Source organism: Bacteroides pyogenes (assembly GCF_014196225.1).
In the GTDB taxonomy this organism is placed as follows: domain Bacteria; phylum Bacteroidota; class Bacteroidia; order Bacteroidales; family Bacteroidaceae; genus Bacteroides; species Bacteroides pyogenes_A.
Window position 1 is genome coordinate 1 of record NZ_JACIDI010000031.1, and the last position, 13,186, is coordinate 13,186.

At 48.4% G+C, this 13,186-nt stretch carries 13 protein-coding genes and 1 pseudogene; 1 reads left to right on the top strand and 13 read right to left on the bottom strand.

Annotation, left to right across the window (positions count from 1 at the left end; translation table 11 throughout):
- Positions 1-137 precede the first annotated feature (137 nt).
- From folB to GGR07_RS13470, 4 genes are read right to left on the bottom strand one after another with little or no spacing between them, the layout of a single operon-like run.
- Positions 138-509 (bottom strand): dihydroneopterin aldolase, encoded by a 372-nt coding sequence (gene folB, locus GGR07_RS13455; protein WP_039972270.1) that lies wholly within the window; start codon positions 507-509, stop codon positions 138-140.
- Positions 510-539: 30 nt separating this feature from the next.
- Complete coding sequence (locus GGR07_RS13460; RefSeq protein WP_021643901.1) at positions 540-869, bottom strand: DUF5056 domain-containing protein; 330 nt, start codon at positions 867-869, stop codon at positions 540-542.
- Entirely contained in the window at positions 853-1,401 is a 549-nt protein-coding gene (locus GGR07_RS13465; protein WP_021643902.1) for an RNA polymerase sigma factor, read from the bottom strand. The genes GGR07_RS13460 and GGR07_RS13465 overlap by 17 nt, the downstream gene beginning before the upstream one ends.
- The gene (locus GGR07_RS13470) at positions 1,398-2,147 is read right to left on the bottom strand and encodes a DUF6249 domain-containing protein (protein ID WP_021643903.1); all 750 of its coding nucleotides are present in this window, start codon (positions 2,145-2,147) and stop codon (positions 1,398-1,400) included. The genes GGR07_RS13465 and GGR07_RS13470 overlap by 4 nt, the downstream gene beginning before the upstream one ends.
- 110 nt (positions 2,148-2,257) lie before the next feature.
- Here GGR07_RS13470 and GGR07_RS13475 point away from each other — a divergent pair, with 110 nt between their 5' ends.
- Positions 2,258-3,700 carry a methyltransferase RsmF C-terminal domain-like protein gene (locus GGR07_RS13475; protein WP_021643904.1) on the top strand — a complete coding sequence of 481 codons (1,443 nt, stop codon included), beginning with the start codon at positions 2,258-2,260 and terminating at the stop codon, positions 3,698-3,700.
- A gap of 7 nt (positions 3,701-3,707) precedes the next feature.
- Here the strand turns inward: GGR07_RS13475 and GGR07_RS13480 are convergent, their stop codons facing one another.
- The 9 genes and pseudogenes from GGR07_RS13480 to GGR07_RS14230 all read right to left on the bottom strand — a co-directional run.
- Complete coding sequence (locus tag GGR07_RS13480) at positions 3,708-4,217, bottom strand: C40 family peptidase (RefSeq protein ID WP_034543966.1); 510 nt, start codon at positions 4,215-4,217, stop codon at positions 3,708-3,710.
- A 9-nt stretch (positions 4,218-4,226) separates the two neighbouring features.
- Positions 4,227-4,931 carry an ABC transporter ATP-binding protein gene (locus tag GGR07_RS13485; protein WP_021643906.1) on the bottom strand — a complete coding sequence of 235 codons (705 nt, stop codon included), beginning with the start codon at positions 4,929-4,931 and terminating at the stop codon, positions 4,227-4,229.
- A 37-nt stretch (positions 4,932-4,968) separates the two neighbouring features.
- A complete protein-coding gene (locus tag GGR07_RS13490) occupies positions 4,969-6,462 on the bottom strand; it encodes a DUF5687 family protein (RefSeq protein ID WP_021643907.1) in 1,494 nt (497 codons plus the stop codon).
- Positions 6,463-6,488: 26 nt separating this feature from the next.
- Positions 6,489-9,332 (bottom strand): M16 family metallopeptidase, encoded by a 2,844-nt coding sequence (locus GGR07_RS13495; protein ID WP_034543960.1) that lies wholly within the window; start codon positions 9,330-9,332, stop codon positions 6,489-6,491.
- Positions 9,333-9,484: 152 nt separating this feature from the next.
- Positions 9,485-10,285 (bottom strand): 3-deoxy-8-phosphooctulonate synthase, encoded by an 801-nt coding sequence (gene kdsA, locus GGR07_RS13500; protein WP_021643909.1) that lies wholly within the window; start codon positions 10,283-10,285, stop codon positions 9,485-9,487.
- Positions 10,286-10,330: 45 nt separating this feature from the next.
- Positions 10,331-11,257: a diacylglycerol/lipid kinase family protein gene (locus GGR07_RS13505; protein ID WP_021643910.1), complete on the bottom strand. Its 927-nt coding sequence runs from the start codon at positions 11,255-11,257 to the stop codon at positions 10,331-10,333.
- A 35-nt stretch (positions 11,258-11,292) separates the two neighbouring features.
- Positions 11,293-12,213 carry a tRNA (adenosine(37)-N6)-dimethylallyltransferase MiaA gene (gene miaA / locus GGR07_RS13510; protein WP_021643911.1) on the bottom strand — a complete coding sequence of 307 codons (921 nt, stop codon included), beginning with the start codon at positions 12,211-12,213 and terminating at the stop codon, positions 11,293-11,295.
- Positions 12,214-12,511: 298 nt separating this feature from the next.
- Positions 12,512-12,811 (bottom strand): hypothetical protein, encoded by a 300-nt coding sequence (locus GGR07_RS13515; protein ID WP_147298106.1) that lies wholly within the window; start codon positions 12,809-12,811, stop codon positions 12,512-12,514.
- 172 nt (positions 12,812-12,983) lie between these two features.
- Positions 12,984-13,186: pseudogene (locus tag GGR07_RS14230) on the bottom strand (IS481 family transposase); the annotation flags it as partial.

Sequence of the window (13,186 nt, forward strand, 5' to 3'; positions counted from 1 at the left end):
CGCCTTTTTTTCAAAGCCCGCCGCCTTTTTTTCAAAGCCCGCCGCCTTTTTTTCAAAGCCCGCCGCCTTTTTTTCAAAGCCCGCCGTCTTTTTTTTCAAAGATCGGCGAGGGCGAGCAGAGTTTTATTATACTTTATTCATCCCCGGCAACACTTCATCTCTATCGCCGCAGTGTCGATGTCCGCTCCCATAGGAGGATTTCGTTTCGACAGTTTGATTTCTATTTCTTCTACCGACGGGAAATCGGCGAAAAGCCTTCCGACGATTCGTCCGCACACGTGTTCCAGAAGTTTCGACGGAATACTCATTTCTTCTTTTACGGCTTCGTACACATCCGCATAGCTCACCGTGTCTGCCACTTCGTCCGTTTCTGCCGCCCGGCCGATGTCGACTTTCAGCCTCAAGGCGATGATGTATTCATTGCCTACGAGATTTTCCTGCGGCATTACGCCATGATAGGCATAGCAGCGCACTCCTTCTAAAACGATGTAACTGTGTCGGATATTCATATACGTGTCGATGTGTCGGTAAGAGGATACTTATGCCAATGAGCAAACCTTTTTGGTTCCTAAAAACAGCAAGACGATTGCTGCGATCAGGAGCGATTTCGGATCCAGTTGGGCGGCTCCCTGTTGAATCATACCTGTGAATACTTCGCGCAATGTGCTCCAGATTATTTGCAGTCCGTCCATGCGGATGAAAAGCACGGCAGCTATGGCTACAACGAGTGCCGGCCAAAGGTTCGCCCATCGGCTCTTCCGACCGGACAATTGGCCCATCACACGCCGGCTGAAGTCGTTGTCCGGTATTTCCTGTTTGTTCTCCTGAAAGAATTGACGCAGGAGTTTGTCGTTATCTATTTCCATCATAACCGTTTCGTTTTAAATAATTTGCCAGTTTTTCCTTTCCTCTCGACAGGTGGCTCTTCACCGTTCCTGCCGGCATTCCCGTAATTCCTGCAATCTTGTCGATACTGACATCCTCCATGTAGAAGAGCGTGATGCAGGTCCGTTCCGCTTCTTTCAGCGTCTTGAGCGACTGGTAGATGTCCATCTGCTGTCCCACGTTGGTCGGTTCGGCGCAGTTGATGGCGTCTATCTCTTTGGTATCCAAATCAGCCGTCTCTTTCCGGCTGCGAATATAGTCATAAAAAACGTTATAAGCAATTCGGTACAACCAGGTGGAGAAGCTTGATAAGTTTCGGAAAGAGGCGAGATTGGTATACGCCTTTATAAACGTATCTTGCGCCAGGTCGTCACTCAATTCGCTGTCACCACAGGTGAGGTGCAGAAAGAAGCGCCGCACGGGCGACTGGTATTTCTGCACCAAAGGCTCGAATGCTCTTTTGTTTTTGAGCACTACCACCTGGGCGACTAACGATAATTCATTGAGTTGGCTCATCTCGCTTCGTCGTTCCGGTGATGGTTATTTTCTGGTTCATTCTCTTCGAATCTGCCGGGGTTGCGGTCGGTGAACTGACCGTTTGCCGTACGGCCTCGATAGGAGGCTTCTTCTTTTTTCTCTTTTTGGCGTTCGATAATCCATTGCCCGATGCCCATGAACATGATAAGCAGGCCGATGGCTCCGATACCGAAATTGTCGGTTATCGCCCATAAGAAGATGAACAGTCCGATTCCGGTGAAAGTGTTCTTAATCCCTTGAGCTTGCCGGTCCTTTTGTTTTGGGTCGTAGATGAACTCTTCGGGAAGCGGCTGCCCCGCTGCCACCGCCTTTTCCGCAAGCCGGTAGCGGGCTTTCCGGTTTTTGTAGCGGAAGAAGAAGACGATGAAAACAATGAATACCGGCAACCCGAACATTGCTATGATAAACACGATGGCAAGGATGAACCCTTTTCCAAAGGGATTGTCGAATTTGGTGAATGGGAAATCGTCATCGTCGCTGTCGAAGTCGAAACTTGTGTGCATTTCCTCCGTCAGGCTGTCGTCTGCGGTTGTTAAGCCCGTTTCGGCGGTATCCACCCCTACGACGGTGATGCCGGACTGATTGTTTTTCGCTTTTTTCGTTTGAGATACGGTGATTTTTACTTTCCCGATGGAATCTTGTATTACGGTTGTTTTTTTCTGGGCGTTCGCCGGCAGCATGCAGAAGGTCAGTGCGACCATCATGGCTATAAATATCCGTTTCATATTCTTATGTTTTTAAATTTTGTTTCTTTGCCTGTTAGACGTAGTTAGTACTTTATAAAGTTGCAAAGAGACGAAATATTTTTGATATTTGCAGGAATTAATCATCGAAAATGAATTTACCTGCTTCTTTTATAAACGATATCCGTTCTTTGCTGGGCGACGGAGAATTTGAGAATTTTGCCGCAGCCTTGCGGGAGACACCTCCGGCAAGCATTCGTATGAATAGAGATAAACCGCTCTGCGGTGGCGGGCGGGCGGAGAGTCGGGAGCGGGTTCCCTGGGCGGCTCACGGTTATTATCTCGACGAACGGCTTACGTTTACTTTCGACCCTTTGTTTCATGCGGGCGTTTATTATGTGCAGGAAGCCTCCTCCATGTTTGTCGGGCAGGCATTGCGGCAATATGTCACGAAGCCTGTGGTGATGCTCGACCTTTGTGCCGCTCCGGGCGGCAAATCCACTCATGCGCGCAGCGTGCTTCCCGAAGGAAGTCTTCTGGTGTCCAACGAAGTGATCCGCAACCGCTCGCAGGTGCTGGCGGAAAATCTGACAAAGTGGGGGCATCCCGATGTGGTGGTGACCAACAACGATCCTGCGGACTTCTCTGCGTTACCGCATTTTTTCGATGTGATTCTTGCCGATGTGCCTTGTTCGGGCGAAGGGATGTTCCGCAAAGATGCGGCGGCTGTCGACGAATGGAGTCCTGAAAATGTAGAAATCTGCCGGCAACGCCAGCAACGCATCGTGGCGGATATCTGGCCGTGCCTGAAGCCCGGAGGATTGCTCGTTTACAGTACGTGCACCTACAATATCAAAGAGGACGAGGAAAACGTTCGCTGGATTCGCCGGGAGCTGGGAGCGGAATCATTGCCTTTGGATATCTGTCCCGAATGGGGGATTACCGGCAATCTGTTGCCGGGCGATGAGGCTCCCGTATTTCGTTTTCTTCCTCATCGGACGAAAGGGGAGGGGCTCTTTCTGGCTGTTCTCCGCAAACCTGCGGAAGAAGCAGAGAGCGACCGGCACTTCTTTCCGCAGGCTAAAGCAAAAAAGAAAGAGAAGAAAGGGGCGGCAACGGGCGCTTCTCTTGTTTCCAAAGAAAATCTGACAACGGCAGCGAGGTGGTTGAAAGAAACCGTTTCCGGCAAGTATACATTGGCTGCGGAAGGCGCCGGGATGTATGCTTTTCCGCATGCGTATGCCGGTGAATTGGCGGCGATGAAGCAGGTGTTGAGGGTGATACAGGCAGGTGTGAATGTGGCTGAAGTGAAGGGAAAAGACATCGTTCCGGCACATTCGCTGGCTATGAGTAGTCAACTCCTGAACAGAGATGTGTTTCCGTCGGAAGAGATCGGTTACGAACAAGCCATTGCCTATTTGCGGAAAGAGGTGATTACGTTTCCGCCATCGGCTCCCCGTGGCTTTGTGCTGCTCACTTATCGGCATATTCCTTTAGGCTTTGTAAAGAATATCGGCAATCGTGCCAACAATCTCTATCCGCAAGAGTGGCGTATCCGCAGCGGATACATGCCAGAGGAGGTCAGAACGTTGTAAATCCCCGTCAGCGTACCCTGCCTCCGCTGATCCAATGCTTTCGGTAATACGGCTCGTCCAGACTGCTGATAATCACTCCGCGGCCGGTGCTGGCATGGATGAACTTCCGGTCTTTGAGGTAAATGCCTACATGTCCCACTCTTTTTGAAGAGCGGTGGTTGGAGAAGAATACAAGGTCGCCTTCCTGCAGGTTACTTTTCGATATTTTCCGGCTCTGCGCTTTCAGTTCTTCGGAGCTTCGGGTGACACGGGTGCGGTACGCTTTCCGGTAGATGCTATATACCAACCCCGAACAATCCGTTCCTTGTTTCGAATTTCCGCCTCCGCGGTAAGGAACTCCCATCCACTCGGCTGCTTCCAGATAAAGGGGGTGATGGTCTTCCATCCGGATGTCCATTCCCAATGTGATGGAAGCTCGTGCCAAAGCGGCATAATCGAACTGCGGAGCTGTGGTACGGCACGAGGCGAGAACCAATATCGAGCCGATGAATGCTATGTATGTAAGGCTTCTGCGCATCGGAGACATTTATTCCTCCACGTTGAAATAGTCTTCCAGCTCCTTCTCGGCGGAATTGTTTTCATTGGTGATGTCACGGATGACGATGCCGTTCTCCAATAATGCGATACGCGGGCACACGTCTACCGTGTGATTCAGGTTGTGGCTGGAAATGATGATTGTGGCCCGGTGCTCCTCGTTATACTTCCTCAGCAAATGTTTGATAATAGATTGTGAACTGGGGTCGAGGAAATTGAAGGGTTCATCCAGAATGAGCAGTTGCGGGTTGTGAAGCATGGCGGAGATAATCCCGATTTTTTGTTTATTTCCGGCGGAGTAGTTTCTGATCAGCTTTTTCTGCCCGGTCACTTCCCCGTTCATGAACCGCTGGAATGTTTGCAGGCGTTCATCTACTTGCTCTTTGTTCATTCCGTACATTTTGCCGATGAAATAGAAATACTCTTCGGGCGTCAGGTAGTCGATGAGGAAACCGTCGTCAATATAAGCGCCGGTGAACTTTTTCCAGTCTTCATTGGTACTCACGTCTATTCCGTCGATGCTTACTTTTCCGTTGTCGGCTTTCAGCAAGTCCAGTATCAGTCGGAAAAACGTTGTTTTTCCCGCCCCGTTGTTTCCTACCAGTCCGAGCATTTCACCCCGGCTGATTTCGTATTGTTCGATGTCTACGGCAACCTTCTCGCCGAATTTCTTTTTAAGTTGGTTTATGGTAATCACAATCTGTAATGTTTAAACGGTTGATGATTCGTCTTTCTTATTGCCGGCTGTCTCTGAACCCCGCCATGTTCTCGTAGCGTCGCTGCATGAAACGCAGATATACATTCCTGATCCAAAGCGGAGAGGCAAGCGTGAATGCTATACCTGTCAGCAATAAAATAATATAAGTGGTATTCGGGCTCAGAAAAGCGGTCAGTACGCTGTACAGAATCAACGGTATGCCGAAAGAGCCGAAATTAATCACCATTTGTATGGCACTGTTGCTCTGTCTTCCGGTGAGCTTTTCGTTCAGCGGAATCGTCTGTTTGTTGTAGACAGCGAGCTGGAAGAAACAGAAATAGATAACTCCTGTGGTATAGAAAAACCATGCGAATGCGCCCAATAAAGAAAGTTTGTTCATGGCGATGGCGGGAATCATCAGTATAAAAGGAATGATTTCGCCGATGGTATATACATAATACTTGGCTTTCAGCAGGTTCATGATAGATTCTTTGCGAGACATCAGCCCGTCGAGGTAATTGCCTTCGAACGACATGAGTTGCGAAAGGATAATCATGCCGAATGCGGCAAAATTGTATACGCAGATAAATGTTGTCATGAATTTCCCGTCGTAAACGCTCGAGAAACTGAGTGCCAGAGAGAAAGCGACCACGATAATGGCGATGCTGCGCAGCGAACTCTTACAGCGGCGGTTGCGTAACAGCATTTTCAGCTCCAGACGCATATATTCGCCTATTTCGCCGTAACGTTCAAAGAATTTGTATTCCGATACATGTTTGATCCGGACATCGTCCACTTTCGCCAGCTCGACATAGATGAGTCCGGACATGATTCTGCGGTTCATATACCACAAAAGGACGATAACGAGCAATGTACCGATAAAATAAAGGATGCTTCCTTCGATATATCCGTCTCCCAAGTCCATGAAGAAATAGAAAAGAAAGCTGTCTTTGGGAATGAAGAGCAGACAGCCGATGCCTGCATATACGACAATAGGAAGAAGTATCCACCATATGCGTTCGTTGATTAAGGTGCGGCAGAGCAGATACCAATAATTGTTGACCAGTATCAGGAGCCAGATTCCGATGAGATAAGCAATAACGCCCCATATGCCGAAAAACTTGGTGATTGTGAGAGCAGAGAAAGGAACGAACAGGAACATCCAGACTAAGTTGAAGAGACTGAGTCCGGAACGTATCAGCAGAAAGTCGATGATCCGATTCCGTTTCACCGGCAGCAGGAGGTAAGGTTTTACCTCCTGAGTCGGTGTTTTCTGAAACGGAATACGCAGCAGGAAGTCTATCGCCAGGATAAAGACCAGCGCACCCGCGTTCATTACCTGATAAGGCTCCCGGTTGGGAGCCATATCGGCAAATGCGAATGCAAACGTTATACCGAAGAATATCAGGTAGCCTGCCCAAAATACTGCCATTATGTATCCGAGCGCTTTGGCAAACTTGTTTTTCTCATACATTGGATGCCGGCGGGCAGCCAGCCTTCCGTGCTTGCGTAATTCGTTAAATATCAGCATGATTTTGGTCTGCTAAAAATATCCGTTTATTTCTTTTCCTCCTCTTCGGGCGAAGTCATGATCACCCGTATCTCATTCTTCTGTTCCATAAGCTGAGCGAGGAACTCCTGTACGTCTTTTGCAGTGATGCTGTTTACCAGAGCTTCATAATCCTTCGTATAATCAACCCCGGTATAGAAATATTCGTCAAGATTATTCAGCCAGTAGCTGTTTTCTTTCTGAGCATCCTTATATTTCTTCAGCATATATTCCTTGATTTTCTGCATGTGCTCGGCAGACGGACCTTCCTGCGCCATTTTGTTCAGCTGTTCCAAAACGATTTCCGAGAGTTTGTTTCTCTTTGCCGGGTCGGTCTGGAATACGATTTGCAGCGTCATCCGTTCTTTTGGATACTTGCTCAGGCTTCCGCGGCAGTTTACTCCGTATGTGCCTCCTTCTTTTTCACGGATTTCTTCGGTATATACCATGTCCAGCGCTTGATCAAGGAAGCTCAGGAGCACGTTGTTGCGCAAGTCGTATTTGCCTTCTCCGTTGAAGAGGAATAAGATGGTGGCCATCGGTGTCTCCTGCTTCTTCGTGAACTCGTTTTTGTACAATCCTTTACGGATGTCCATGTGAGTGTCTCTGAAAGTCTCTTGACGTTTGATTGCGGGAAGTCCTCCGAGGTATTTCGCGATCAGCGGTTTCATGTTTTTAAGATCTACATTTCCTACCAGGTAGAATGTAAAGTCGCTCGCGTCTTTATAGCGGTCTTTATACATTTCGATAATCCGGTCGTAATCGATGTTTCCCACCATGTGCTCTTTCAGGCTGATGGCACGCGGATGATTGTTGTACAGCGCATATGTCATCGTATCCCCGAATGCCTTCATCGGGTTGGCGTCGGCATTCTGAAGCTGTGCTTTCAGGCGGTTCTTGTACGATTCGAAAGCCTCGTTGTCTTTACGCGGAGCGGTGAATGTGAGGTAGGTCAGTTGCATCATCGTTTCGAAGTCTTTCGGAGAGCAGTTGCCCGATATATTTTCCGTATTTCCGCCGATGGATGCGCTTACCGTTGCGCGTTTCCCTGCCAGGGCCTTTGCCAGATCCACTTGGCTGAAGTTTCCGAGTCCTCCTACGTTGGCAACACTGTTCAGCTGGCTGATGTTCAACGCTTCGTTGTCGGCAAATAAGCTGCTTCCTCCCAGACTTGTTCCTTTCATCAGAATCTGATCGGCTTTGAAGTCCGTTACCTTTACATACACCTTTACTCCGTTAGAGAGCACCAGTTTGGTTGTTCCGTAAATGTCTTCCGCTTTTTCGGAAACGATCTTTCCGCCTTCGGGTTCCTTCGAAAGCAGCGGTTCGTTGGAAACTTTGTCTTCGTACGGTTTCAAATCGAGTGATTTGAGTTGTTTCAACATTGCCGCGATTTCTTCTTTCGCAGGATATTTTATCCCCTCTTTCTCCGGGCCGCCGATCAGAACCACCTGATTGTTGTCGGTAATCAGCTGCTGCATCACCTGGTTAATCGCCTGTACCGGAATATTCGGAGCCATCTGGTTCATGATGGCATAGTCGTATTCGATGCCCGGTATCGGTTCGTTATCGAGGAAGTGGTTGATGTATTCTCCCACATAAGAGCTGTTCTTCATCTTTTCGCGTTCGTTGTAAGCCGACTCCAGACCTTGCAGATAGTTGGCGCGCGCGCGTTCGTACTCCGTTTGGGTAAATCCGAAGCGGCGTGCTCTTTCAGCCTCTTCCAGAACTGCTTTCATGGCCTTTTCGATGCCGTCTGCTTTGCTGCTGGCGCTTAGGTTGAAAGCATCTTTCGTCTTGGCAAGGAAGTAGTTGCCGAAGCTTGCGCTTGCACCCGTGAAAGGAGGGTTGGCCTGTTGAAGCTGTTCCGCGAAACGGCTGTTCAGCATCGCGGTAGCCATGTTCAGCATGTACTGTGTAGCGTAATAGGCGATGTTGTTTTTCAGGGAATCGGGCGTGGCGTCATGCTTGAAAAAGAAGTTGATGCTCGGCGCCGTCACCTCCTTGTCGGTTCCGATATAAATCAGCGGCTCTTGGTTGTCTGCCACCGGATAGTAGATACGTTCGGCAGGATTTACCGGAGCTTTTACGTCTGCGAATATATGTTTCAGTTTGGCTTCGATTTCGTCTACATTGATGTCGCCTACAATCACAATTCCCTGTTGGTCGGGGCGATACCATTTGGCATAATAGTCGCGGATGGCTTGGTAGGGGAAGTTGTTGATAACGTCGATACTTCCTATCGGCATGCAGTCGGCATATTTGGAATCGGGATACATCACCGGTTGCGCATTGGTGTAGATACGCATGATACCGCTGTTCCGGCTTCTCCATTCCTCACGTATCACGCCGCGCTCCTTGTCGATTTCTTTTTCGGAAAGCTTGATGGCGCTCGACCAGTCGTGCAGGATGAGCAGGCAAGAGTCTACCACGTTCATATTGTCGGTAGGCACATTGCTGATGTTGTACACCGTCTGGTCTACGCTGGTATACGCGTTCAGGTTCACTCCGAATTTAATACCTTTCGTTTCGCACCAAGGTACGATGCCGAGTCCGGTTTCATCGCCGGGGAAGTTTTTGGTTCCGTTGAATGCCATGTGCTCGAGGAAGTGAGCCAATCCGCGTTGTTCCGGCTCTTCGAGGATGGATCCCACTTTTTGTGCGATGTAAAACTCAACACGTTTCTCAGGCAGAGCGTTGTGCCGGATGTAATAGGTAAGCCCGTTGTCGAGTTTGCCTATGCGAACGTTCTTGTCCACAGGAAGCTTCTGCATCGGCTGGGCTGATGCGCTTTGGAAATTGCAGCATATCGATAAGGCCGCAATAAATAATCCACGTAATAAATGTTTCATATAAGTAATTATTTTAAGAAATAAAAGTTTCTGAAACCGTCGTTCGAAATCATCCCGATTGGAGGTCAAACGAACTTCTCTATTCTTTTAATTAAATTTATTGTGGTATAAGTCGCACCGGTTTATGGTAAATCACAAGTGAGTCGGTTTTTTTATTTAATCGCTTCCCGTATTCTTACCAATTTGGTGAGCAACCCTTCCAGCAAGTCGAGTTTCAGCATGTTGGCTCCATCGCTTTTGGCGACCGAAGGTTCTTCATGCGTTTCTATGAACAGTCCGTCGGCACCTACGGCAATGCCGGCTTTCGCTACGGTCTCTATCAGTTGAGGTATGCCTCCGGTTACTCCGCTTGTCTGGTTGGGTTGTTGCAGCGAATGAGTCACGTCCAGTACCACCGGATAGCCGAATGCCTGCATCTCCGGAATGCCTCGATAGTCTACTATCAGATCCTGATACCCGAAAGTGGTTCCGCGTTCGGTCAGCATCACATTCTTATTTCCGGCTTCCACTACTTTGGCGGCTGCGAATTGCATGGCAGCGGGAGAGAGGAACTGCCCTTTCTTTATGTTCACCGTTTTCCCCGTTTTGGCTGCCGCAACCAGCAAGTCGGTCTGCCGGCACAGAAAGGCAGGTATCTGGAGTATGTCCACATATTCCGCTGCCATTTCCGCTTCATCGGAGGCATGAATGTCGGTCACGGTAGGTATGCCGAATGTGTCGTGCACCTTCTTTAACACCTTCAACGCTTTTTCGTCGCCAATGCCCGTGAATGAATCCGCCCGCGATCGGTTCGCTTTGCGGTACGAGCCTTTGAATACGTAAGGGACTCGAAGCCTTTCGGTGATGCCGGCCACTCGTTCGGCAATGCGCATCGCCATTTCTTCACCTTCTATCACACAAGGACCGGCCAATAGGAAAAAGTTGCCGGCAGGATTGTTTTTCAGTTCGATCATTCTTAATATTGTAATGAGTTGCAGTTTAAAATTCGTAATCAGGTGTCATTTGGGGATAATCAGTGTCGCTTTTTCCGGTAAAATGCCTATTTCCAGCGGGAAATGTTTAGGCAGCAACCGTCCGTCCAAATCGACTGAAGCATTTTGTGCCCGTAACACTTTCACTTTGCGTGTGCGGTAGCTTTTCACCGTTTTGTGGTTCAGGATGCGCCCCTGAATCAGCATCCATAAACCCGAAATGGTTTGGAGAAATTCGGGATGATAGATTACCGACACGTCCAGCCAACCGTTGTAAGGCACTGCGTTCGGAGTCTGTCCCCATCCCCATGCGCTGCCTATACATACCGTCATGATGCGTCCGCGAATATGTTCGTCGTTGATGCGCAGGTGCATCCGGTGGAGCTTGCGTTCGAAGATCAAGGCAAACAATGCGGCTACATACGACAGGAATTTCACTCCCCAGAACCGTTTGGTCCGGTCGGTAATTTTTACGATGCGCGCTCCCAAGCCGATATTCACCGCATTGAGAAAATAGCGGTGTTCGTGCTCCTTGCCGTTGTAGAAAGTACAGGAACCTACGTCTATCTTTCGGAGACGGTGGTTGATGATGCAGTCTACCGCCGCTTTGTATTCGGTGGTCAGCCCCCAGTATTTGGCAAAGTCGTTGCCTATTCCGTTCGGGATGATTCCTATGGCGATATGCTCTTTGTCGGGTGCGTCGGAAAGCATGATGCCGTTTATCGCGTCGTTCAGCGCTCCGTCGCCTCCCACAATCACGATGGTGCGATAGCCGTTGTTTGCCAGAATTTTGGCAAGCCGCTCCACCGAACCGAAACCTTCGGATTGCACATAGTCGTAATTTACTCCTTTACTGTCCATGTACTCCTTGATTTCTTTCCATCGTTTCTGTACCTTTCGGGTACCTGCTTTGGGGTTGTAAACGACTCCCCATTTTCCCGGTTCTACGCTCATGTCGGCATTCCTTTACTATCTTAGCGCCAAATATACTAAAACTCTTGCAGTTTCCGTTTCACAAAAGCTATCTTTTCTTGTGTCGGCAGCTCCGCGCTGACCCAGTGTATCGTAAATCCCCTGCGCTCCATTCCCCGAAACCAAGTCATCTGCCGTTTGGCAAACCGGTGGATGGCAGTTTCCAGTCCGGTATACATCTCTTCGTAGGTCAGCTTGCCGATAACGTACAACGTGAGATACTTGTATTCCAGTCCGTAATAAATCAAATCTTCCGGAGCAATGCCCCTGGCTATCAGTTGGCGAACTTCCTCTATCATTCCCTGCTCCAGCCGTTGTTTCAGCCGCCGGCTGATTTTCTCGCGACGCAGTTCACGGTCTATCTCCACGCCGATGATAAGGCTGTTCAGTTTGGGAAACTCCCTTTCCGGAACGGGGTGCGCGGCATAGTATTCTTCAATCTCTATCGCCCGTATGGCACGTTTCACCGTATCCACGTCCGTCGAATTGTGCAGCGTTTTATATCGGCTCAGCATCTCCGTCAGCTCTTCCAAAGAGCATCCCGCAAGCCGGTCGCGCAGCTCCGGATTTTCCTGCACGGGCATCAGCCGGTATCCTTTCAGTACCGATTCCAGATACATACCTGTTCCGCCGCATAAAACAGGAAGACGGTTCTTCTTCCGTATCGATTCGTAGGCTGTCAGGAAATCACGCTGATATTCGAAAACATTGTATTTATATCCCGGTTCGGCAATGTCTATCAGGTGGTAAGGAATGGTTTTTCCCCCAACCGTATAGTCCTCCAGATCCTTTCCCGTGCCCAGATCCATCCCCCGGTATATCTGTCGCGAGTCCGCGCTGATGATTTCCGTATCCAATTCATGCGCCAATGCTGCGGCAAACGGAGTTTTCCCCGAAGCTGTGGGGCCGAGTATGGTAATTAAATCGCAATTAGGCATTGTCTTTTCTTTTAATGTAGTACAAATTTAGAAAATATATTTTACCTGAGCTAATTTTTCGCTTTGGAACTATCTTGTTGAGGAATAGAATGTTATAGTTTTAGAAAAGATGGATAGGTAACGATCTGGAAATGAGTGGAGTGATTTGAGTTGCATTGTTTTAAATAGCCAAAGAATGTTCTCTTTTTATCATCTGCAAAGGTATACATTTGCGAGGGAAAGTAAACGTTCCTGGGTGATTTTCTTCGTTATTAAGTGAGGATTTCTTTTCTATATCCTTCGTCCCCGTTTCTTTTTCTTATTGGTTCATGCCGTAATTTCCGGTGAAAAGCGGTCTCGGCATAATCCTCTTCGTGGACTTGAAAGTCCAATACTCCACCAACAATTCAGACAGAACATGGCCGCATAATTTATGAATTAATCCCAATCTCAGCTCTGAATTTCCACGGCTATCAAGATGGATATTGATTCGGGAAGGAAGTTCTATTATTACGCCCGTAGTTGTAGCTGATGGAAGATTGCTGTCGGGAAACAAGGATAAAGGAATGAATGTGGCATTGGGGACTTTGTCCGCACGATTGGTATAAACACGACTCAAACCGATTTTTTTCTTCTAATAATGTGTGCTATAACAACAGATTCACTACATTAGCTTACTAAATTTTTACGCTCGTCGGGACGGGTGATCCCGCCCCTTGGCGCTGGCCGTTCCCCGACCGATGAGTTTAAAAGCGTAAAATAATCTGTGATATATTTTGATTCTCCACGACTTATCGAATAACAGTTTTCTTATTTCGATGTTTTATGAATTTAAGATACTTGTAATTACGTGGAAGTATTTCTTCGTTTGACTCCCAGAATTTTTCACTCACGTCGGACTGGATCGGAACAAGGTGCTCGACAGACTTAAGTTTTTGCATCGGAGTCTTGCCGTTCAGTGAGGAATGTGGTCGTTTCTTATTGTAGAACTCCT

What these genes read in the sequence shown, in the direction of transcription:
- folB (WP_039972270.1), bottom strand. Translation starts at nt 509, where the DNA reads ATGAATATCCGACACAGTTACATCGTTTTAGAAGGAGTGCGCTGCTAT.
- GGR07_RS13460 (WP_021643901.1), bottom strand. Translation starts at nt 869, where the DNA reads ATGATGGAAATAGATAACGACAAACTCCTGCGTCAATTCTTTCAGGAG.
- GGR07_RS13465 (WP_021643902.1), bottom strand. Translation starts at nt 1,401, where the DNA reads ATGAGCCAACTCAATGAATTATCGTTAGTCGCCCAGGTGGTAGTGCTC.
- GGR07_RS13470 (WP_021643903.1), bottom strand. Translation starts at nt 2,147, where the DNA reads ATGAAACGGATATTTATAGCCATGATGGTCGCACTGACCTTCTGCATG.
- GGR07_RS13475 (WP_021643904.1), top strand. Translation starts at nt 2,258, where the DNA reads ATGAATTTACCTGCTTCTTTTATAAACGATATCCGTTCTTTGCTGGGC.
- GGR07_RS13480 (WP_034543966.1), bottom strand. Translation starts at nt 4,217, where the DNA reads ATGCGCAGAAGCCTTACATACATAGCATTCATCGGCTCGATATTGGTT.
- GGR07_RS13490 (WP_021643907.1), bottom strand. Translation starts at nt 6,462, where the DNA reads ATGCTGATATTTAACGAATTACGCAAGCACGGAAGGCTGGCTGCCCGC.
- GGR07_RS13495 (WP_034543960.1), bottom strand. Translation starts at nt 9,332, where the DNA reads ATGAAACATTTATTACGTGGATTATTTATTGCGGCCTTATCGATATGC.
- kdsA (WP_021643909.1), bottom strand. Translation starts at nt 10,285, where the DNA reads ATGATCGAACTGAAAAACAATCCTGCCGGCAACTTTTTCCTATTGGCC.
- GGR07_RS13505 (WP_021643910.1), bottom strand. Translation starts at nt 11,257, where the DNA reads ATGAGCGTAGAACCGGGAAAATGGGGAGTCGTTTACAACCCCAAAGCA.
- miaA (WP_021643911.1), bottom strand. Translation starts at nt 12,213, where the DNA reads ATGCCTAATTGCGATTTAATTACCATACTCGGCCCCACAGCTTCGGGG.